This is a genomic window from Salinicoccus jeotgali (assembly GCF_055379195.1).
Genome location: NZ_AP043830.1, coordinates 1,536,495 through 1,553,356, shown reverse-complemented (window position 1 = coordinate 1,553,356; position 16,862 = coordinate 1,536,495). Strand labels below are relative to the sequence as shown.

General features: G+C 43.5%; 35 protein-coding genes. 32 read left to right on the top strand and 3 right to left on the bottom strand.

The genetic code is table 11. The features are described 5' to 3' along the window. Positions 1–22: 22 nt before the first annotated feature. Positions 23–373 (bottom strand): helix-turn-helix domain-containing protein, encoded by a 351-nt coding sequence (locus ACZ43I_RS07925; RefSeq protein ID WP_344702254.1) that lies wholly within the window; start codon positions 371–373, stop codon positions 23–25. Between the two features lie 155 nt (positions 374–528). Here ACZ43I_RS07925 and ACZ43I_RS07920 point away from each other — a divergent pair, with 155 nt between their 5' ends. Together ACZ43I_RS07920 and ACZ43I_RS07915 are read left to right on the top strand one after the other, a co-directional pair. Then, the gene (locus ACZ43I_RS07920) at positions 529–741 is read left to right on the top strand and encodes a helix-turn-helix domain-containing protein (protein WP_344702256.1); all 213 of its coding nucleotides are present in this window, start codon (positions 529–531) and stop codon (positions 739–741) included. Positions 742–752: 11 nt separating this feature from the next. Then, a complete protein-coding gene (locus ACZ43I_RS07915; RefSeq protein WP_344702258.1) occupies positions 753–881 on the top strand; it encodes a hypothetical protein in 129 nt (42 codons plus the stop codon). On the opposite strand, the gene ACZ43I_RS07910 is transcribed toward ACZ43I_RS07915, so the two are convergent. Further along, positions 871–1,092 (bottom strand): hypothetical protein, encoded by a 222-nt coding sequence (locus ACZ43I_RS07910; protein ID WP_344702260.1) that lies wholly within the window; start codon positions 1,090–1,092, stop codon positions 871–873. The two genes, ACZ43I_RS07915 and ACZ43I_RS07910, sit on opposite strands and share 11 nt — an antisense overlap. A 49-nt stretch (positions 1,093–1,141) precedes the next feature. Between ACZ43I_RS07910 and ACZ43I_RS07905 the strand changes: the two genes are divergently transcribed. The 13 genes from ACZ43I_RS07905 (at position 1,142) to ssb (ending at position 7,484) form a co-directional block, all read left to right on the top strand. Further along, entirely contained in the window at positions 1,142–1,486 is a 345-nt protein-coding gene (locus ACZ43I_RS07905; protein WP_344702262.1) for an HNH endonuclease signature motif containing protein, read from the top strand. Continuing rightward, positions 1,479–2,399, top strand: coding sequence for a hypothetical protein (locus tag ACZ43I_RS07900; protein WP_344702264.1), 921 nt, complete (start codon positions 1,479–1,481; stop codon positions 2,397–2,399). Before ACZ43I_RS07905 ends, ACZ43I_RS07900 begins: the two co-directional genes overlap by 8 nt. 14 nt (positions 2,400–2,413) lie before the next feature. Then, positions 2,414–2,989, top strand: a complete 576-nt coding sequence (locus tag ACZ43I_RS07895; RefSeq protein ID WP_344702266.1) for a hypothetical protein — start codon at positions 2,414–2,416, stop codon at positions 2,987–2,989. Positions 2,990–3,002: 13 nt separating this feature from the next. Beyond that, entirely contained in the window at positions 3,003–3,305 is a 303-nt protein-coding gene (locus ACZ43I_RS07890) for a hypothetical protein (protein ID WP_344702269.1), read from the top strand. Between the two features lie 115 nt (positions 3,306–3,420). Continuing rightward, positions 3,421–3,924: a helix-turn-helix transcriptional regulator gene (locus ACZ43I_RS07885; protein ID WP_344702271.1), complete on the top strand. Its 504-nt coding sequence runs from the start codon at positions 3,421–3,423 to the stop codon at positions 3,922–3,924. Further along, complete coding sequence (locus ACZ43I_RS07880; protein ID WP_344702274.1) at positions 3,921–4,142, top strand: helix-turn-helix transcriptional regulator; 222 nt, start codon at positions 3,921–3,923, stop codon at positions 4,140–4,142. The genes ACZ43I_RS07885 and ACZ43I_RS07880 overlap by 4 nt, the downstream gene beginning before the upstream one ends. Then, positions 4,143–4,301 (top strand): hypothetical protein, encoded by a 159-nt coding sequence (locus ACZ43I_RS07875; RefSeq protein ID WP_344702276.1) that lies wholly within the window; start codon positions 4,143–4,145, stop codon positions 4,299–4,301. It abuts the gene before it with no gap. Between the two features lie 4 nt (positions 4,302–4,305). Then, positions 4,306–4,506, top strand: coding sequence for a hypothetical protein (locus tag ACZ43I_RS07870; RefSeq protein WP_344702278.1), 201 nt, complete (start codon positions 4,306–4,308; stop codon positions 4,504–4,506). 14 nt (positions 4,507–4,520) lie between these two features. Beyond that, on the top strand, positions 4,521–4,703 hold the full coding sequence (locus tag ACZ43I_RS07865) for a hypothetical protein (protein WP_344702280.1): 183 nt from the start codon (positions 4,521–4,523) through the stop codon (positions 4,701–4,703). A gap of 59 nt (positions 4,704–4,762) precedes the next feature. Beyond that, positions 4,763–5,710 (top strand): YqaJ viral recombinase family nuclease, encoded by a 948-nt coding sequence (locus ACZ43I_RS07860; protein WP_344702282.1) that lies wholly within the window; start codon positions 4,763–4,765, stop codon positions 5,708–5,710. Beyond that, positions 5,710–6,108, top strand: a complete 399-nt coding sequence (locus ACZ43I_RS07855) for a hypothetical protein (RefSeq protein ID WP_344702284.1) — start codon at positions 5,710–5,712, stop codon at positions 6,106–6,108. The genes ACZ43I_RS07860 and ACZ43I_RS07855 overlap by 1 nt, the downstream gene beginning before the upstream one ends. Positions 6,109–6,110: 2 nt before the next feature. Next, complete coding sequence (recT, locus tag ACZ43I_RS07850; RefSeq protein WP_344702286.1) at positions 6,111–6,935, top strand: recombination protein RecT; 825 nt, start codon at positions 6,111–6,113, stop codon at positions 6,933–6,935. Between the two features lie 27 nt (positions 6,936–6,962). Further along, positions 6,963–7,484 carry a single-stranded DNA-binding protein gene (gene ssb, locus ACZ43I_RS07845; RefSeq protein ID WP_344702288.1) on the top strand — a complete coding sequence of 174 codons (522 nt, stop codon included), beginning with the start codon at positions 6,963–6,965 and terminating at the stop codon, positions 7,482–7,484. A 15-nt stretch (positions 7,485–7,499) separates the two neighbouring features. Here ssb and ACZ43I_RS07840 read toward each other — a convergent pair whose 3' ends face one another. After that, positions 7,500–7,655 (bottom strand): ribbon-helix-helix domain-containing protein, encoded by a 156-nt coding sequence (locus tag ACZ43I_RS07840; RefSeq protein WP_344702290.1) that lies wholly within the window; start codon positions 7,653–7,655, stop codon positions 7,500–7,502. A 133-nt stretch (positions 7,656–7,788) separates the two neighbouring features. Here ACZ43I_RS07840 and ACZ43I_RS07835 point away from each other — a divergent pair, with 133 nt between their 5' ends. The 17 genes from ACZ43I_RS07835 (at position 7,789) to ACZ43I_RS07755 (ending at position 16,852) form a co-directional block, all read left to right on the top strand. Further along, positions 7,789–8,205, top strand: coding sequence for a hypothetical protein (locus ACZ43I_RS07835; RefSeq protein ID WP_344702292.1), 417 nt, complete (start codon positions 7,789–7,791; stop codon positions 8,203–8,205). Between the two features lie 12 nt (positions 8,206–8,217). Further along, a complete protein-coding gene (locus ACZ43I_RS07830) occupies positions 8,218–9,069 on the top strand; it encodes a hypothetical protein (RefSeq protein WP_344702294.1) in 852 nt (283 codons plus the stop codon). Between the two features lie 12 nt (positions 9,070–9,081). Further along, positions 9,082–9,963 carry an ATP-binding protein gene (locus ACZ43I_RS07825; RefSeq protein WP_344702296.1) on the top strand — a complete coding sequence of 294 codons (882 nt, stop codon included), beginning with the start codon at positions 9,082–9,084 and terminating at the stop codon, positions 9,961–9,963. Continuing rightward, entirely contained in the window at positions 9,960–10,148 is a 189-nt protein-coding gene (locus tag ACZ43I_RS07820) for a hypothetical protein (protein ID WP_344702298.1), read from the top strand. Before ACZ43I_RS07825 ends, ACZ43I_RS07820 begins: the two co-directional genes overlap by 4 nt. Before the next feature lie 17 nt (positions 10,149–10,165). Next, positions 10,166–10,726 (top strand): hypothetical protein, encoded by a 561-nt coding sequence (locus ACZ43I_RS07815; protein ID WP_344702300.1) that lies wholly within the window; start codon positions 10,166–10,168, stop codon positions 10,724–10,726. Then, positions 10,719–11,099, top strand: coding sequence for a hypothetical protein (locus ACZ43I_RS07810; RefSeq protein ID WP_344702302.1), 381 nt, complete (start codon positions 10,719–10,721; stop codon positions 11,097–11,099). The genes ACZ43I_RS07815 and ACZ43I_RS07810 overlap by 8 nt, the downstream gene beginning before the upstream one ends. Positions 11,100–11,262: 163 nt before the next feature. Continuing rightward, positions 11,263–12,030, top strand: coding sequence for a ParB/RepB/Spo0J family partition protein (locus ACZ43I_RS07805; protein WP_344702304.1), 768 nt, complete (start codon positions 11,263–11,265; stop codon positions 12,028–12,030). 13 nt (positions 12,031–12,043) lie between these two features. After that, positions 12,044–12,205: a hypothetical protein gene (locus tag ACZ43I_RS07800; protein WP_344702306.1), complete on the top strand. Its 162-nt coding sequence runs from the start codon at positions 12,044–12,046 to the stop codon at positions 12,203–12,205. A 3-nt stretch (positions 12,206–12,208) separates the two neighbouring features. Continuing rightward, the gene (locus ACZ43I_RS07795) at positions 12,209–12,481 is read left to right on the top strand and encodes a hypothetical protein (protein ID WP_344702308.1); all 273 of its coding nucleotides are present in this window, start codon (positions 12,209–12,211) and stop codon (positions 12,479–12,481) included. A gap of 12 nt (positions 12,482–12,493) precedes the next feature. Beyond that, the gene (locus tag ACZ43I_RS07790; protein WP_344702309.1) at positions 12,494–12,805 is read left to right on the top strand and encodes a hypothetical protein; all 312 of its coding nucleotides are present in this window, start codon (positions 12,494–12,496) and stop codon (positions 12,803–12,805) included. 239 nt (positions 12,806–13,044) lie between these two features. Next, positions 13,045–13,296, top strand: a complete 252-nt coding sequence (locus ACZ43I_RS07785) for a hypothetical protein (protein ID WP_344702310.1) — start codon at positions 13,045–13,047, stop codon at positions 13,294–13,296. Beyond that, entirely contained in the window at positions 13,293–13,688 is a 396-nt protein-coding gene (locus ACZ43I_RS07780) for a hypothetical protein (RefSeq protein ID WP_344702311.1), read from the top strand. Before ACZ43I_RS07785 ends, ACZ43I_RS07780 begins: the two co-directional genes overlap by 4 nt. Continuing rightward, positions 13,689–13,988, top strand: a complete 300-nt coding sequence (locus ACZ43I_RS07775; RefSeq protein ID WP_344702313.1) for a MazG-like family protein — start codon at positions 13,689–13,691, stop codon at positions 13,986–13,988. Between the two features lie 41 nt (positions 13,989–14,029). Then, on the top strand, positions 14,030–14,452 hold the full coding sequence (locus ACZ43I_RS07770; RefSeq protein WP_344702315.1) for a RusA family crossover junction endodeoxyribonuclease: 423 nt from the start codon (positions 14,030–14,032) through the stop codon (positions 14,450–14,452). 21 nt (positions 14,453–14,473) lie between these two features. Then, complete coding sequence (locus tag ACZ43I_RS07765) at positions 14,474–14,890, top strand: hypothetical protein (RefSeq protein ID WP_344702317.1); 417 nt, start codon at positions 14,474–14,476, stop codon at positions 14,888–14,890. 280 nt (positions 14,891–15,170) lie between these two features. Continuing rightward, complete coding sequence (locus ACZ43I_RS07760; protein ID WP_344702439.1) at positions 15,171–15,596, top strand: terminase small subunit; 426 nt, start codon at positions 15,171–15,173, stop codon at positions 15,594–15,596. After that, positions 15,593–16,852 carry a PBSX family phage terminase large subunit gene (locus ACZ43I_RS07755; protein ID WP_344702318.1) on the top strand — a complete coding sequence of 420 codons (1,260 nt, stop codon included), beginning with the start codon at positions 15,593–15,595 and terminating at the stop codon, positions 16,850–16,852. Before ACZ43I_RS07760 ends, ACZ43I_RS07755 begins: the two co-directional genes overlap by 4 nt. Positions 16,853–16,862: the final 10 nt, after the last annotated feature.

The window sequence follows — 16,862 nt, the reverse complement described above, 5'->3', positions numbered from 1 at the left end:
AAATAATAGGGCAGTGCCCTAATTACTTCCCCTTGTTCTTCTTATCAATCCAATACTCTAGTTGATCGTTCAGCAACTCCCTTAACTCCTGCTTATCCTCTTCGGAAAGATTATCGAAGCCTTCCTTATCAGAGAACATTAAAGCGTCCACATCATCGAGAGGGGTTTCCAGCTCTTTTCTCTTACCTAATAAATCATCAGTAGAGCAGTCGAGCGCATCGGATAATTTTATTACATCTTCATAATTTGGGTTAGTGTATCCTCTTTCCCAATTAGATATAACTTGTGAAGATACCCCGATTTTATCAGCCAGTTGTTTCTGGAGTAAGTTATTCATTTTTCGATATTTTTTGATGTTATCGGAAACACTCATATAACCCCCTCCAATCATCTTTAATACTATCAAAAATAACGGTATATGTTACCTTACTAACGTAATTTGATAATTTTTTATCTAAAAGTGTTGACATTAACTAAAAACGTTAGTATAGTCTAATTAACGGATAGCGTTAGTGGGAGGTGAGGCAAATGATTAACAAAAATATCAGATCTATCCGTCAAAGAAAAGGGCTCACTCAGAAGCACGTTGCAGAACAACTGGGGCTCTCCCAGATGCAGTATTACAGGATTGAAACAGGCGTAGCGAAATTAGATGCCAATCTCCTTCCTGAATTAGCGAAAATACTGGATGTAGACCCATCAAATTTTTTTGACATTATAGTAACGGATAACGTTAATTAAGGAGGCATAACATGGAAGAACTAATGCAGGAAACAGTCAAAGCACTACTTGAAGAAATTAAAGAAGGTAGAGATCCGCAATTGGTTGAAGCAACTGCGAATCTCATTAAAGCCATTACGGATTACAACATCAATGCTTAAGGCTTGGCATATCGCCTGATTTAGGTTCATCAAGTTTCAGATAGTCGATTCTATCCTTGTTTATAAGAAATCTTGATTGATTACCTAAAATCAAGAGCGTGTCGTCTGTTTCGTTAATAACTTCTTTGATTCTTAGAGGCTTACCGTTGACGTAAGCATGTACTCCTCTATTCGAATCAAGAACGCTTTGGATTTCAGCAGAATAATTCATTTAATCACCTCCCATCTAAAGGGAGTATACCAAAGAAAGGAGAGACGACATGAACGAGAAACAGCTATCTAGAAAATCTATAAAAAATAAAAAGAATTCTTTATTAGAAATTATTGAGTCCTGTGAGATTTGCGGTTTCGATTTTAAACCGACATTAGAAGTGCATCACCAAATACCTGTCTCTCGAGGAGGGACGGACGATATAGAAAATCTATCTATACTGTGCCCGAATTGCCATAGTTTAATTCATGCCATCACAAGTGACAATTCCAAAAAAGTATTTAGTTGCGAAGAGATGGATCAATGGCTAAAAGAGAATTTTAATAGAGTGCAAAGGGATAAGGTTTTTTATTACTCCATGCGACTATTACGGACAGGTGATGAAAATGAATGAAATTCAAACGAACAACTTCGATTACTCGGTTTTGGATTCTTCCACTGCTGAATATCTGAAAGATAGAGAAAACAGCATGAGTAAGACGTTGGAAAACGCAGCCGAAAAACTCGGAGAAGATTTGACTAAAGCGAAAGAGAAACTATCCAAAAAAGGATATGGATGCTTCGAAGACTGGTACACGTCATTAGGCTTAAAAACTACTAGCGTTTATAGATATATCAACCGTTACGAATTCGTTTCTTCCAAATTGGAAGATTCAAAAATGCTAGAAACATTCCAAGAACTCACACCTAGTTTACAAAACGAAATGTCCAAACCATCAGCGAATCCTGAAGTTAATCAGAAAGTATTCGATGGTGATATTAAAACTCACAAAGAATACAGGGAGTTAGAAAAGCAACTCAAACAGCAGGAAGAAGCATTAAAACAACGTGACTCTGTCATCCAATCCACCCAAAGAGAGAATGAGATTCTTCAATCAAAGGTGGATGAAGCCGAGAACAAAGAGCCTGAAATCAAGACCGTCTACAAAGAGAAAGTACCGAAGTATATTGAGCAACAGATGAGCGATAAGGAAAGAGAACTCCTTGATTCCAAGCGCTCCATTGCCCAACTTGAAAGCGAATTGCGGAAGGCCAAGGAGAATCAGGAAAAGATGCAACGCGTCGAAGAAGTTGACGAAGAGACGCAGATTGGATCAAGACGTTTCCAAGCGGAAAGCAACGTCCTCTTCCTGAAGGAAAACATAAACGATTTCCTTGAAGAAAACTCCGTCAACGCCTTTAGAGAAGGTGCAATTGCCACAAGTAGCCAGAGAACGAAAGACAATCTATTGCAGGGCGTAGAAGAATTGGAAGCCTTCTGCCGAGCAATGCGTACAGCATTGAACAATAGAATCACAGTAAATTAATGGAGGCGGTTCACATGAAATTTCAAGAAATGTTCGGAGTTAGAAAGCAAGAGCAAGCAATGGAAGAGTACAACTTGACGGTAGCTGACCTAGATAAAGGGATCATGGCGGTTTTAGAAGCATTCAAGGAGCGAAACGACGAACTGGTCAGGCATCTGAAGATGAACGATAGACGCGAGGAAAGAAGGCATGAATTGAACAAAGAGGAGTTCGGCAAAGTCAGGAAGGACATCGAAACCGTCGATGAAAAGCACTCAAAAAAGTATGCGGAACCTTGGGAAGTGGACGCTATAAAAAATGCAGTATCCGATAAAGCGGAGCTTTTTGTCAGACGCAACGGGGTTCAACTTACGTTAGATGCAATCACACCAGTCGGTCATATGACCCTAGAAGAAATTACAATCAAGCGAAATGCGGCAGAGAAGCAATTCAGGAAAGACTTAAGAGCTGTCAAAAGTAAGATTCTTGTCTCCACCAAGAAGTATCTGGGGATGAAAGGTAACGCCCGAAATGACCATATCAGAAGCGTGGATGTAGATAGGGCGACACGGTACATCAAATCACTTACAGCAAAAGATATTCAAATTTAAAGGAGAGTTCATAATGAATCAACATACCTACAATCGACTAAAATATCTAATCGACCTAATTGAACAGGCGCGGCTCAATAAAGAGAAAGTATACACGATTCCCGAAGAATATGAAGGTGCAAAAATCAAGTCGCTGACGGATAGAGAAGGATTCCTGGAATACATTCTTTCTCACGTGCAGGACGTACTGATCGATGAAACGACCGTTAAAGAACTGGAAGATCAGCTTGAAGCGCTCAAAAAAATAGATGTATCTATGCTGCGAGATGCCCAAAAGAGGAAAGGGTTCACAGTTATGAAAGGCGGTAAGGACTAGCGACCAACTAGCCTTACCAGTGAGTTATCAATTATGCGACTGATTAACTCTAACTTAATAATAACCGTAGACACTGACAACATTCAATAGATGAAAAATGACAGGGGGTCAACTTATGAAATCATCAATTGTCAGGTATCGAAAACGCACCGGAGCCACCCAACAAGACGTTGCAAATATGCTTTTCACGGACAAGTCCCAAGTCTGCAAGATTGAAAAAGGCGACCGCACCATGACCGTTTCAATGTATGAAGCAGGCTTCAACAATGTACCAGATCCACATCTACTCAATGACATGGCCCATGAAGTCACGGGTGGTTATACCATGCCAACACCATCTAACAGAGTGTACGACGACCACCGCATGAGCTTCAGGTTCCGCATTCAGAAGGAGATTGAGGAGTTTACAGACATGTTGCCTCAGATCCGTTTGGACAAGCACCCAGAGTTCCTGACAAGAGAAGAGAAGGAATCCGTCACTCGAATCGCATCGGAGCTGCAGGACGTTCTGTTTGAAGGGCAAGGCATGCTCATGAAACTGCTGGATGACTACGGTATTCCACCAAAAGAAATCAACCAGGGTCGGGACGCTCGACTCAGAATGGAGCGACGTATATGAAGAAGTTCTACACACTCTACATTGCACGAAACGAAGCCGGCGACTCTATAGCAGATACCGCCAAGCTGCTCGGACTCACTAAAGGGAACTATTGGAACCGTGAGAATGGCATCACCGATTTCAAGTTAAAAGAGGCCTTCAAGTTGGCTGAACATTATGGCTTGTCTGTGGATGAACTATTCCAAGAAGCGCCGAAGATCAGAAGGGAAGTGGGATAGATGGTATGGCTTGGCATCTTCGCGTTTGGTATTGTCGCTACGCTTTCCGCACTACAAGTCATCAGTACAGGACAGATACTTTTCATTAGTTTCATCGCAGTCGCGCTACTCACGATGGTCGCACCTGTAATAGCAGGCAAAATGGCGCAGAAGGAGTGATTACATGCATGCAGATCCAACACTACCAGTCGTCAAAGTGAAATCCATCGAAGTCACTGTAAACGCCACTGTCGATGTTGCTTATGTCGAAGATTTCAACGATGTACGCAACGAGGATTACATCCAGCAGCAGATCAAGGATGCCGTCACTAAAGCTAATTATGAAACAACTGAGCTTGTGGATTTGAAGCTCGAAGATTACTGAAGGGAGGTGATGGAATGGATCAAATCAAAGTGAAAGTTATCCAGCATGATAGCAAGAAAGTCTTTGAGAGGGATGTTCAGTCGCTCGTGAACACTACGAATATCGAAGTGGTAGACATTGAGTTTTCGCCGATACTGCACGACCGGAAAAGAACAAGGTTCCTAGCAATTGTTCTTTATAAAGTAAAAACGCCCTGACTGCAATCAGGACGAGTAAGGAAATTATACCAACTTAATTATATCACAGGAGGTCTATCATGGTACAACCAATCAATATTAAGCAATTGACCCACGAAGAATGGCTGCAACACCGTCAGACAGGCATTGGCGGCAGCGACGCGGGCACAATCCTTGGCGTGAATAAATGGAAGTCCAAGACGCAGTTGTTCTTCGAGAAGACGAACCCGGAGCTCAGGCAGGGCATCGACAACGAATATATCTATTGGGGTCATGTGCTTGAAGACATCGTAGCCAAAGAGTTTGAGAACCGCACAGGCAAGCGCGTGAGAAGAGACAACAGGATGCTGAGGCATCCAGAGCACGACTTCATGCTCGCCAATATGGATCGTGTGGTAGTGGGGGAGAAAGCACTGCTCGAATGCAAGACTACTTCACAGTACAACAAGGACCAGTGGGAGGGTGATGACATCCCGGCACAGTACCTTTGCCAGGTGCAACATTATATGGCCGTGACAGGCTATGAAAAAGCCTACATCGCCGTTCTATGTGGGGGTAACACCTATATCTGGAAAGAGATTGACCGTGATGAAGAACTGATTGACATCATCATCGAAGCCGAAAAGGACTTCTGGGAGAACCATGTGCAAGCTGGCGTCATCCCTGAAATCGATGGAAGCGATGCAACGAGCGCCTTCATCAATCATATGTATCAAGACATCGACGACGAAGAAGTGGCGCTCAGTGACGATGCTGACACACTCTTGAAGGCCATCGAAGCATGTAAACGGGACATCAAAGAGACGAAGGAGCTCCAGTCGAAGTACGAGAACCAACTGAAGGACCAGCTTGGCCATAACGTAGCAGGTAAGACATCAAACTTCTTGGTGTCCTGGAAGCCGCAAACCAGGCGCACGATTGATAAGAAGGCGCTTGAAGAGAAGTACGGTAAGGACACACTCGATGCATTCCACAAAGAAACGACGTTCCGCAAGCTCGCTATCAAAGAAATCAAGGAGGAAGAGTGATGAAGTTTGAGATCGGAGATTATGTTGAGATATCCAAACGTTGGACAAAACCGAAAAGAGGAGTGCCTGTATTTGAAGGCCAAAAAGATTTCTATGAATGGTGCGAAAAACACAATGATGATGATTCAATGGTTGAAATAAAAAAACTCGAGAAAGTAACAGCGAAAGAAAAGGGTGTTATATGCGGATTCAGGAATAACGTAAAAACGGACTACACACTCTCTTATGAAGAAGGAGTTGATACCGGGTTCGGTATAGCGGGAGAAGGTATTCATCAGATTGATTCAAAGCACATTGATGTCTATCTAGTCGCTACGAGAATGAATTGTATCAGACGCGTAAGCAAAGAAGATATTCAATTAATCGCTGATTCCAGCAAAATCAAGGAGGAGAAATAATCATGGCGACAAACGAAACACTCAAAAATCAAGTAGCAACTAAACAGAATAACGAGGTGGCAAACGGCAAGAAGCCAATGACCATAAACGACTATATCGATCAGATGGCACCTGCAATGGCACAAGCGCTGCCGAAGCATATGAGCGTTGAACGTATGACAAGAATGGCAACGACAGTCATCAGGACTACACCACAACTGAAAGAGGCGGATGTGACAAGTCTCCTGGGCGCCGTTATGCAGTCTGCACAACTTGGCCTGGAGCCGGGTCCAATGGGGCACTGCTACTTCTTACCATTTAAGAACAATAAGAAAGGGACAACGGATGTCACGTTCATCATTGGCTATCGCGGCATGATTGACTTGGCCAGGCGTTCTGGTCACATCCAAAGTATCTACGCCCATGCAGTGTATGAGAATGATGACTTTGAGTATGAGCTTGGCTTGCATAGCGACTTGAAGCACAAGCCGGCAGAAGATAATCGTGGACAGTTTAAAGGGGCTTATGCAGTAGCACACTTCAAAGACGGCGGCTATCAATTCGAATACATGCCGAAATCAGAAATTGAGAAACGCAGGGCGCGTAGTAAAGCAGGCAACAGTAAGTACAGTCCTTGGGCGACGGATTATGAGGAAATGGCGAAAAAGACTGTGATCCGTCACATGTGGAAGTATCTTCCGGTATCAGTAGAAATGCAGAATGCTGTTGAACATGACGAAGGCACTGGAAGGAATATCAAAGATATTACGCCAGATGATGAAGCATATGTAGACATTCCTGAGATGGTAGGGGACACACCTGCAGATGGAGAAAACGAGGGGGAATAACTCCCTCTCTAATTAGGAGGATAAATCATGATTAATAGAACAGTACTTGTGGGTCGCCTTACTAAAGATCCTGAACTCAAAGTCAGTCAATCCAATATATCCGTGGTCAACTTCACCTTGGCAGTCAATCGTCCATTTACCGACGCCAATGGCGAACGGGGTGCAGACTTTATAAACATTGTTACTTTCCGCAAGCAAGCTGAGAACGTGAATCAGTATCTAAAGAAGGGGAGCCTGGCTGGTGTAGATGGCCGACTTCAGTCCCGCGGTTATGAGAATAAAGAGGGGCAACGAGTCTATGTGACTGAAGTGGTCGCTGACAGCGTGCAATTCCTGGAGCCTAAGGGATCCAATGGCTCCGGTGGCCCATCGACTCCCCAAGACCAAAGAAGCGCCTCAGGTAGCAGCTACGGTGGCGAGAGCAGGGGGCGGAACAATTCGAATAGCTACACCAACGCTTATGGCAGTCAAAATAAACAACAGGTAGAAGATAATCCCTTCCAGGGTGATGGCCCGGTGGATATCAGTGATGATGATCTGCCGTTCTAAACAAAAAAAGAGTGCCTACTTGGCACTCTCTAATCCTTTATCAACCAGATCTCTAATCGCTTCAGTGCGGCTGGGGATGCGGTTTTCAAATTGATAATCTTCAATTCGTTTCAATTGTTCATTAGTGAAAGTGACGAGCACCTGCCTGTTCTTCTCTTTATCAACCGCCATGACAATAACCTCCTAAAGTTATATTGATAACCATTATAAGTTATATAACCCATATTGACAAGAGATGGTGGAAGCAGTATATTAAGCATATAAGTTATATAACTTATATAATATATATGAATGGAGTGATCTGGTGAACAGATGTAAAACAGATCTTCAAAATCAGTTTAAGACAGAATTATTTAGGCTCTTCGAACATGCAAGAGTGGCGGCAGAAAATCAAGTTGGATTGGATGTATACGAACAGTACGAGTTTTATCACGAAGATAAAATGTATTTCGCAGACTTTATGGTGACATTGAATCAGTACAAAAGCGAACCGAATCGATTGTTGTACAGAAAAGCCTCAGTTGCAGTGGAAATAGACGAGAGTCGATTGATGCAAGATCCAAAGAATCAGAATATCGCAGACTACATTATTAACTCTAACGGTGTGGATTGCATTAGATACAACGGAGTGACTGTTAAAAATCATAAAGAAGGTGCGGCACTAGAGGTATTAGAAGAATTATTCGAGGACTTATACGAGCGCGAATTCGAAACTGCATGAGAGGTGGAAACAGTGAATAACGACAAAAAAATTAAGACAATAATATCTTCGCTTTCTGGCCAGAACAACATCATCAGCTTCCCAAAAGTGTATTTGATTTTAACTGAAGATATTAACGCAGCACTCTTATTAAATCAAATAGTTTATTGGAGTGATCGGACGAAAAGAAAAGATGGCTTTTTCTACAAAAGCTATAAAGACTGGACAGACGAAATTATGTTGACTCAGTACCAGGTGAAGCGAGCAGCGACGAAATTGGAGCAATTAGGTTTCATCTCGACAAAGATAAAAAAAGCTAATAACGCGCCGACAAATCATTACAGGGCGAATATCCAAGAGATAACAAACTCGATTATGAAGAAACTTGATAATAAAGAAACTTCACAATCGGATTATCAAGAAACTTCATTTTCCGATTATGAAGAAACTTCATTTTCTTCAATAACAGATGATTACAAAACAGTTGACTACACAGTTGACTACAGCGAATCTCCGCATCCTCCGGATGCTATCGAATCCGACTTCGAGAAATGGTGGAATCTTTACGATAAGAAGCTCGACAAGAAGAAAGTCAAATCAATCTTTAAACGCTGCCACAAGAAACATGGCTACGAAGCGATCAAGAAAGGAACGGAAGCATATCTCAGAACTGTCACAGATAAGCAGTTTCAAAAATATCCGACAACCTTCTTAAACGCAGAAAGCTATCTGGATATCGAAGGGTATCAGCAAGAAGCGAAGAACATGGTGTCGACTTACAAAGCTAACTCTCCCTCTCGGGACACCAGTCGTCAAGAAAGGCAAATCGCAGAAATGAACGCAAGACTCGAAGAAGATGAGAAGACGGGCTACACGCCATTTTAAAGGAGGCACAGCATGGAAGAGCTGAGTAAATTATATCGCGATGTCGAGAGCAAGGTGGCTGTTCCAACCCGGAAGCCAGTTGAACGAACGTTCAGTCATAGATGTGACGGATGCAACCGAAGGGTGCAACTGGTGACATTCGATGATGGCAACAAAAAAGAAATCGGCTGCCACTGCGATAAAGTGCAAAGTGACAGAAAGAAAATAGAGATACGGAAACAGAAGGAATACTGGCGCGCGTCCATGTTCCCGTATTCTCATAAGCGCGCATCCTTCGATAAATTCAAAACCTTCGACAATAAAAAGATGGAGCGTGCGCTGATAATTGCCAAACGGTATGCAGACAAGTTTGCGGAGAATTTCAAACAGAAGCGTCTGTATGAACGCTATGAACGATCAGATCTGACACTCGAAGAATTCAACCAGGAGTACGGTACAGCCGTGGAAGAGGACGCTGAAGACATACTGACCAACCTCATCATGAAAGGCGCACCTGGCACAGGAAAAACGATGCTGGCCAATGCGATATACCATCAGCTGCATAAAGAAGGGTTCAAATGCTTCTTCATCAGTTCGAGCGAATACCTGGAGCGCGTCAAAGACGGGTTCGATGATTCAGCTGCAAAAGTGCAATTAAGGAAGTATCGAGAAGAAGCTGACTTATTCGTACTGGATGACATCGGCACCAGTTTTGACAAGCCATGGAAGGTGGATGAATTTTACAAGCTGATGGAAATCCGCAAAGGAAAATTCAATGTATTTACAACCAACTTATCAGACGAGGAATTCGTTAGAACGATTGAACTGGAGCGTATTCACTCTCGAATGAATCAGGATGCTTACACGATCCGAATGGACTTTGAAGACTACAGACTGAAAGGAGATAACCGATGATTGCAACTACAGAGAAATCAATTGTCTACAAGCTGCTGGATGGCGACGAGATCACCAAGCGAGACATACAAAGCATTGGCATGTTCAACGACCATTACATTGACTTACTGCTCCGAGCTGGCCAACAAATCGCTCGGCAGAAGGTCGCAGAGGCATTAACGCGAAATGGCATACAAGAAGTGTGAGAAAGGAGAAAAGAACAGTGAAAAGGACGTACAGAAGTGAGGATGTAGCAGAAGCAGAGCGTAATGGTATCAACTATGAAACATTTACCAGGCGCGTCAGGAACGGTTGGACGGTAGAGGAAGCCAAAACAAGACCACTCAGCGGCCGTCGGTCAATGGAAAAGGTGCGCTATGCCCAGATGGCTGCTGAGAATGGGGTATCAGACAACACTTTCGGTGCACGATTGAAAGCGGGATGGACGCTGGAAAAAGCAGCGACAACCCCCATTCTGAATCAAAAGAGCTTGGACGCGGACTTAATCCAGAAAGCAGAGCGCAACGGGATCTCCTATGCACTCCTCTACAACAGGATTCGTAAAGGGTGGAACGAAGAAAGAGCAGCGACAGAAAAAGTGGAGAAGCCTAAAGAGGATATGACGGATGAAGAAGTGCTGGAAGTGATCGGCAGAATTAAGACAATGCGCAAACTAAACAAAGAGTTCCCAATGACATACCCGGCTCCGATGGTTGAGCGTATTACTGCAATGGGGATGACCGTGGATGAAGTCGAACCTAGGAGGGTGATGGATCTTGGCTAGTGGAGCGAAGCGTAGAAAGAAGAAGGTATATCGGTATCTACGACACGGCAACATTATGGCAGAAGGCACTGTGGAAACGATAGCGAAAAGAATGGGGAAGTCCGAGATGGGCATCTATCAAATTGCATATCGGACTAAAAAAGGTTTAATAAAGGGTGCAGAAAAGGTGGTCGAATACGGTAAGTATGAACCTGTGTATGATCTAATCCGGGACGGCGCCCTTGAATCGACAGGGACGATTGAAGAGCTTTCTGAAGCGCTTTTCCTTTCAAAAGAAACGATTAAAACTTATGTGAGCAAAAAGGAGCGTCATAACATAGAAGTAAAATACCGTGGGACTAAGTTAGTCAAGCTGGAGGAGATGAGCGAATGATTCAAAAGAAAGCACACAACAGACATGCTCCAATACCAACCAACGACCAGCAAGAACCGGACGCGGTTAAAAGTTATATCCATCGACCAGTGGAGCATAAGCCGTTGCGGCTATCTGATTACTGGATGGATTGCTTTCATTCAATGTTTAAGGAGTGGAGATAATGACTGTAACAGACAAGTATAAAGTTGCCTACAGCGTATACGAAACCGATCAGTACGACGACTTCAGCTTCATGGAAGAGAATAGAGGGATTTCAGCGAACCATGTAAAGGCGCTGGTCAAGAATATCAAAGACGGATATGAGATGCCGCCAATCATCGTCAACGAACATATGGAAGTAATGGATGGTCAGCACCGGTTGATGGCACATAAAGAGCTGGACGAGCCCGTTACCTTCATCATTCAGAGAGACATGAAAGAGAATGCCATACAACGTGCGAATACCGACGTCAGCAAGTGGACGACGCCACAGCATATCGAGTATCACATCAAACGCGGCAATGAACACTATGCCAAACTGAACGAGTTTAAAGAGTACAGTGGTATGCCAGTGGTCCAAGCGATGCGCATTCTCGGTAAAAGCGCAGATTCAAGAATCAAGTCATCTGCAAAGATTATCCAGCATGGCGTGTTCGTAGTTACTCACGAAACAGATGCGTATAGCTTTACTGATGAGGTGGTGCTGCGTATGAGGATGGAAGCGCCGACCGGCAAGATAATCTCGGCTTTGAAGCGTTTGTATGACGCAGGTGTCGATACAAAGCGGCTGGTTACTGCGGTCAACGTAACAGAAGATGAATTAAAGTTGCTGAACACTGTGCCAAAGATCATTGAGACGATTGTCAAGGTCTACAACACGGACTTAAAGCGTGCGGACCAGGTCAAAATGAAAGAGTACGGTAAGAATCAATATAAAGTGTATATCTAAGGGGAGTGATGACATGAGTGCAACCATCATGATTTTAATGGCAATTATAGGCGGCTTGGTTGGTACATTGATCGCACAGATACAAGCGGCTAAAGCGTGGAAAGAATGGGCGCGAGAACTGAGTGATGAAAACCTTGAAATGCATAAAGAATTAATGAAGTTAAGGAGGCTGTAACGTATGAGCTACTTCCTCAACCTCCGTCATTTGTACCAGGACGGCGAAAGGTTTGCCACAGCCATTCCTAAGGCAGATCATGTCGCAGTCATTAAGCATATGTACCAAACAGTCCTGACGGAGGATATGGAATTAACGTATGTAGAGTATCGAAGCTTTATAAAACAGCACAGCTTCAGCGAGAAGACGCCACAGGGCGTTGAAAGCAGTTTGCCCGACCTAAGTGTCCAAAATGAAGAAAACGCGCGACAGGCTACGCTATTTGACTATATATAAGGAGCTGATTTAATGCATTACAATCATCACTGCAATGGTACATGTGGAGAACGGCTCGATGCACAAGCAACAACGATACGACGGGAAAACCTACTAAAAAATAAGTGGCGCAAGAAATACCATGAACTACTTATCGAGAAAACGCATTTGGCTATAAAAGCAGGCAAGCAAGTGGCACAGCTCCAGAGAGAAAAACGAGAGCTGACAGCGTTGGTCAATAAGTTGGGCGAGGAAAATAAACGCCTAAAATGCAGCTACACTAAAGCGGCTGCTCGATCGGATGCCAATTGGGATGGCGGTAAGAGAAGGGAGAGGGTTAGATGACAGGACTCGTATTGCTCGGCTACACAGCATTCATACTGCTGATTATTGCAACGTTGATGGTGATTATCGATTTAGCTGTAAATTGGATTGGGAGGTTGAGGAAATGATGACTATTTTATTAGCAACAACTATTGGACTGCTTGTCGTATCGGTTGGGCTGAATGCATTTCTGTTCATAACATCTTTCGCTTTTTATAAGAAAATCAATGAGCTTGAAAAATGATGGAGGAGGAGAAGGAATGAGTGAGCATGAATATCCTTACTTGGAAAAGGCGGTTAAGTATTACGAAGAGCGTTTCGAGCGAAGAAACCCTATCCGAGACGAGCGTGACGAGTACAACGATTTGAAGACGGCTCTTCGCAAAGCTAAGGCGTTTGATGAAATCGTCGAATTAGAACCTAAGAATTTAAAGTACGTCGATAGACCACATCTGTTAAGGAATCAAATCATGGATATTATTTGGCAGTACGAAAGCGAGGAATTGGAATGAAAGCAGCCGTCAGCGATTTCGGAAGTAAAGACTTCTTCATGACCGTAAATGCCAATTTCATTAGATTAGGCCAGGACGACATCAGAGAAGACTTCCTGCATATTGCAGATAAAGTCATTATGCCAGGTGATCGAATCACACTAATCGGTAAGGCGGACAGAAAAGCGAGGAGCATTCATCTGAATGAAAGTGACTTCCTGGAGTATAGAGGCACATTCACTGATGGCTTTCACACGCTTGCTGTATTTGCAGTCAATGGTTCAGCGCCAGAAGGATTGTATGAATCATTCTTTTACCTAGATCATAAGCAACTATGCATCATGACAAATTACGGTCAGTCTGCAACTGATATTCAAGCGAACGAAATACATGTACTGGAGGAGATTAAATAAATGAATCAACTAATACAGCAAGTAGAACAGTGGAGCAAAGACAAAAACTTACACGAAGGTAACTCAGACAGACAAGCGCTTAAATTCTATGAGGAAGCCGGAGAAGTGGCTGCTGCATTATCAAGAGGCAACACAGAAGCACTAAAGGACGGCATAGGCGACACGGTGGTCACACTGATTATATTGGCTCAACAGCACGGTATGACGTTGGAGGAGTGCTTGCAGTACGCATACGACGAGATTAAAGGACGGAAAGGTAAGACGATTAATGGCACATTCATCAAAGAAACAGACCTCTAAAGACATACTGCAGCAAGTGAAAGAGATACTGGAGCGTGATAATGATTGAATTTAAAGTAGAGGGCAAACCAGTACCACAGCCAAGACCGCGTGTGTATCAGGCTGCTTCGGGTAAATCAAAGGCAGTCAATTCTAGGCGAAGCAGAACATACAAGCGTTTAGTGAAACTGACAGCCAAGAGCTACATGAATAGACAGCGACTGACCATTGCTGAGTGTCCTATAACCGTTCATCTGACATTCGTTTTTACTCCGCCTAAGTCTTACACCAAAAAGAAGTTAAAGGCCATAGAAGACGGTTCGCTGGTGTATCAGAAAAAGCCAGACCTGGATAACTTGGCCAAAGGCATACTGGATGCACTGAATGAAACGGTATACAAGGATGATTCACAAATTGTAGAGCTTAACGTAAGGAAACAATATGGGGACACTGACCATGTGCTCATAGTGATAGACAAACTATAAAACGGGGAGCGAGTTTTAATTATGCGACTGATTGAACCGACAAAAGACGAGGTGCTTGTGCTGATAAACGAGTACAACAAAAACATCAACACGATTGACCAGCTGCTACGCGCACACCAGGAATTATCGAGCTCCGGGCTCGTCTCTCAATACGGGGATGAAGCAGGAATGCCAAAAGCCGTAGGCGGCGCAAGTGAACCGATACTGTTTGAAGTGGACAGGCGTATCAAGCAAGACCGGATGATTGACCGTTACAAGGAGAAGGTGCAGTACATTCAAAATCGTCTGGACTGGATTATAAACGAACCACAAGCCATCGTCCTGCATCATCGCTTAAACGGCACGAGTATCAAGGAGATATCGAAAATAGTTAACTTGTCGCCAAATAAGGTAATGCAGCTACTGGAAGAGTGCGCAGAAATACTTACAGACAAATAACAAAAATAACGAAAATAACAAAAATAATTAATTTGGGGAGTCGCATGTGCAAAGTGTAAACTGTGGGTAGGAGCGGACGGCCCACTCACACCGCTCAACGACAGACCTCCATAGTTAGAAAGCTGCTCACAAACGTGGGTGGCTTTTTTCAATGTTTGCTGAAAACTGGTGCTGATCCATATAGAGAATCCACAAATACAGGTGGCAATCAGCGCTGGTTTTGAGCAAGACAATACATAAATAGAGAAAGTAGGTGAGATATGAAGTGGCTAAAAGGAAAATGACACTGAAGCAGCAGCGCTTTGCTGATGAATATGTTATACATGCGAATGTCTTCAAATCGGCGATCAATGCTGGATATAGCGAGAATTATGCAAAGACGAATGCGAGTAAGTTGTTAGAAAATGATAGTATAAAAGCTTATATTGACGAGCGTTTGGCCGAATTGCAAAGCAAAGCCGTTGCAGATCAGCAGGAGGTCATGGAGTATCTCACCTCTGTCATGCGTGGGCAAGTTGAGGATGAGGAGTTGATGGTTGTTCCGCTAGGTGATTTTGAAAGCGAAGTGCAGCGCCATGAGCGACGATCTGATACTTCACAACGTACTAAGGCGGCTGAGCTATTAGGCAAGCGCTACAAGCTCTGGACGGACAAGCAAGAAGTCGAACACACCGGCGCCGTTCAGTTTGTGGATGATGTGGAATGACAACTGCGATTAAGATATCAGAGCTACTGCCTACAGCTTTTCATCCGGTGTGGAAAACAGCGAAGAATCCAAACATCCTCAACGTCGTCTGCAAGGGGGGCAGGGGCTCCGGCAAGTCATCAGACATCGCTCATATCATCGTACAGATGCTTATGCGCTATCCAGTGAACGCTGTTGGCATCCGTAAGATAGATAACACCATTGAGCTTTCCATCTTCGAACAAATCAAGTGGGCGATATCAGAACAGAAAGTGAGTCATCTGTTCAAGGTCAATAAATCCCCCATGAGAGTCACATATCTGCCGCGTGGAAACTATATGGTCTTCAGAGGGGCAAAAGAGCCGGAGCGCATCAAATCCTTGAAGAGTGCTGAATTCCCATTTGCAATCGCTTGGATTGAAGAACTGGCCGAATTCCTAACTGAAGATGAAGTCACGACCATCACCAACTCCCTGTTAAGAGGAGAACTGGAAGATGGTCTTTTTTATAAATTTTTCTATTCGTATAACCCGCCAAAGCGTAAGCAATCCTGGGTGAATAAGAAGTATGAATCAGCATTCATCGCAGATAACACATTCGTGCATCACTCAACATACCTGGACAACCCATTCATCTCTAAGCAGTTTGTTGAAGAAGCAGAGGCAACCAAGGCAAGAAATGAACGTAAATACAGACATGAATACTTAGGCGAAGCCATCGGCTCTGGTGTCGTGCCATTCGACAATCTGCAATTCAGGACCATTACCGATGAAGAGGTTGCAATGTTCGACAATATTCGACAAGGCATTGACTGGGGCTATGCTTCAGATCCATTCAGCTTTGGACGGTGGCATTACGATAAGAAGCGCAGAACGATATACGCCATTGCAGAAATACATGAAGTGAAGTTAAGCAACAGAGCAGCTGCTCAAAGAATTAAAAGTAAAGGATATGATGATGAATCAATTACTGCCGATGGTGCAGAGCCAAAATCAGTGGATGAAGTAAAATCATACGGATTAAGAGTGAAAGGCTCGAAGAAAGGTCCTGGTTCTGTTGAGTTTGGTGAAAAGTGGTTGGATGATTTGGATGCAATCGTGATTGATCCTAAACGGACGCCAAAGACAGCGTATGAATTTGAAAATATAGATTATCAAACAGACAAAGACGGCAATGTTTTGCCGAGGCTCCAGGATGTCGATAACCACACAATCGACCAGTTACGCTATGCAATGGAACGCGATATGAAGCAATCATCATTATCAATACTCAAATAAAGGGGGCTTC

What these genes read in the sequence shown, in the direction of transcription:
- ACZ43I_RS07925 (WP_344702254.1), bottom strand. Translation starts at nt 373, where the DNA reads ATGAGTGTTTCCGATAACATCAAAAAATATCGAAAAATGAATAACTTA.
- ACZ43I_RS07920 (WP_344702256.1), top strand. Translation starts at nt 529, where the DNA reads ATGATTAACAAAAATATCAGATCTATCCGTCAAAGAAAAGGGCTCACT.
- ACZ43I_RS07915 (WP_344702258.1), top strand. Translation starts at nt 753, where the DNA reads ATGGAAGAACTAATGCAGGAAACAGTCAAAGCACTACTTGAAGAAATT.
- ACZ43I_RS07910 (WP_344702260.1), bottom strand. Translation starts at nt 1,092, where the DNA reads ATGAATTATTCTGCTGAAATCCAAAGCGTTCTTGATTCGAATAGAGGA.
- ACZ43I_RS07905 (WP_344702262.1), top strand. Translation starts at nt 1,142, where the DNA reads ATGAACGAGAAACAGCTATCTAGAAAATCTATAAAAAATAAAAAGAAT.
- ACZ43I_RS07900 (WP_344702264.1), top strand. Translation starts at nt 1,479, where the DNA reads ATGAATGAAATTCAAACGAACAACTTCGATTACTCGGTTTTGGATTCT.
- ACZ43I_RS07895 (WP_344702266.1), top strand. Translation starts at nt 2,414, where the DNA reads ATGAAATTTCAAGAAATGTTCGGAGTTAGAAAGCAAGAGCAAGCAATG.
- ACZ43I_RS07890 (WP_344702269.1), top strand. Translation starts at nt 3,003, where the DNA reads ATGAATCAACATACCTACAATCGACTAAAATATCTAATCGACCTAATT.
- ACZ43I_RS07885 (WP_344702271.1), top strand. Translation starts at nt 3,421, where the DNA reads ATGAAATCATCAATTGTCAGGTATCGAAAACGCACCGGAGCCACCCAA.
- ACZ43I_RS07880 (WP_344702274.1), top strand. Translation starts at nt 3,921, where the DNA reads ATGAAGAAGTTCTACACACTCTACATTGCACGAAACGAAGCCGGCGAC.
- ACZ43I_RS07875 (WP_344702276.1), top strand. Translation starts at nt 4,143, where the DNA reads ATGGTATGGCTTGGCATCTTCGCGTTTGGTATTGTCGCTACGCTTTCC.
- ACZ43I_RS07870 (WP_344702278.1), top strand. Translation starts at nt 4,306, where the DNA reads ATGCATGCAGATCCAACACTACCAGTCGTCAAAGTGAAATCCATCGAA.
- ACZ43I_RS07865 (WP_344702280.1), top strand. Translation starts at nt 4,521, where the DNA reads ATGGATCAAATCAAAGTGAAAGTTATCCAGCATGATAGCAAGAAAGTC.
- ACZ43I_RS07860 (WP_344702282.1), top strand. Translation starts at nt 4,763, where the DNA reads ATGGTACAACCAATCAATATTAAGCAATTGACCCACGAAGAATGGCTG.
- ACZ43I_RS07855 (WP_344702284.1), top strand. Translation starts at nt 5,710, where the DNA reads ATGAAGTTTGAGATCGGAGATTATGTTGAGATATCCAAACGTTGGACA.
- recT (WP_344702286.1), top strand. Translation starts at nt 6,111, where the DNA reads ATGGCGACAAACGAAACACTCAAAAATCAAGTAGCAACTAAACAGAAT.
- ssb (WP_344702288.1), top strand. Translation starts at nt 6,963, where the DNA reads ATGATTAATAGAACAGTACTTGTGGGTCGCCTTACTAAAGATCCTGAA.
- ACZ43I_RS07840 (WP_344702290.1), bottom strand. Translation starts at nt 7,655, where the DNA reads ATGGCGGTTGATAAAGAGAAGAACAGGCAGGTGCTCGTCACTTTCACT.
- ACZ43I_RS07825 (WP_344702296.1), top strand. Translation starts at nt 9,082, where the DNA reads ATGGAAGAGCTGAGTAAATTATATCGCGATGTCGAGAGCAAGGTGGCT.
- ACZ43I_RS07820 (WP_344702298.1), top strand. Translation starts at nt 9,960, where the DNA reads ATGATTGCAACTACAGAGAAATCAATTGTCTACAAGCTGCTGGATGGC.
- ACZ43I_RS07805 (WP_344702304.1), top strand. Translation starts at nt 11,263, where the DNA reads ATGACTGTAACAGACAAGTATAAAGTTGCCTACAGCGTATACGAAACC.
- ACZ43I_RS07800 (WP_344702306.1), top strand. Translation starts at nt 12,044, where the DNA reads ATGAGTGCAACCATCATGATTTTAATGGCAATTATAGGCGGCTTGGTT.
- ACZ43I_RS07795 (WP_344702308.1), top strand. Translation starts at nt 12,209, where the DNA reads ATGAGCTACTTCCTCAACCTCCGTCATTTGTACCAGGACGGCGAAAGG.
- ACZ43I_RS07790 (WP_344702309.1), top strand. Translation starts at nt 12,494, where the DNA reads ATGCATTACAATCATCACTGCAATGGTACATGTGGAGAACGGCTCGAT.
- ACZ43I_RS07785 (WP_344702310.1), top strand. Translation starts at nt 13,045, where the DNA reads ATGAGTGAGCATGAATATCCTTACTTGGAAAAGGCGGTTAAGTATTAC.
- ACZ43I_RS07780 (WP_344702311.1), top strand. Translation starts at nt 13,293, where the DNA reads ATGAAAGCAGCCGTCAGCGATTTCGGAAGTAAAGACTTCTTCATGACC.
- ACZ43I_RS07775 (WP_344702313.1), top strand. Translation starts at nt 13,689, where the DNA reads ATGAATCAACTAATACAGCAAGTAGAACAGTGGAGCAAAGACAAAAAC.
- ACZ43I_RS07770 (WP_344702315.1), top strand. Translation starts at nt 14,030, where the DNA reads ATGATTGAATTTAAAGTAGAGGGCAAACCAGTACCACAGCCAAGACCG.
- ACZ43I_RS07765 (WP_344702317.1), top strand. Translation starts at nt 14,474, where the DNA reads ATGCGACTGATTGAACCGACAAAAGACGAGGTGCTTGTGCTGATAAAC.
- ACZ43I_RS07760 (WP_344702439.1), top strand. Translation starts at nt 15,171, where the DNA reads ATGACACTGAAGCAGCAGCGCTTTGCTGATGAATATGTTATACATGCG.
- ACZ43I_RS07755 (WP_344702318.1), top strand. Translation starts at nt 15,593, where the DNA reads ATGACAACTGCGATTAAGATATCAGAGCTACTGCCTACAGCTTTTCAT.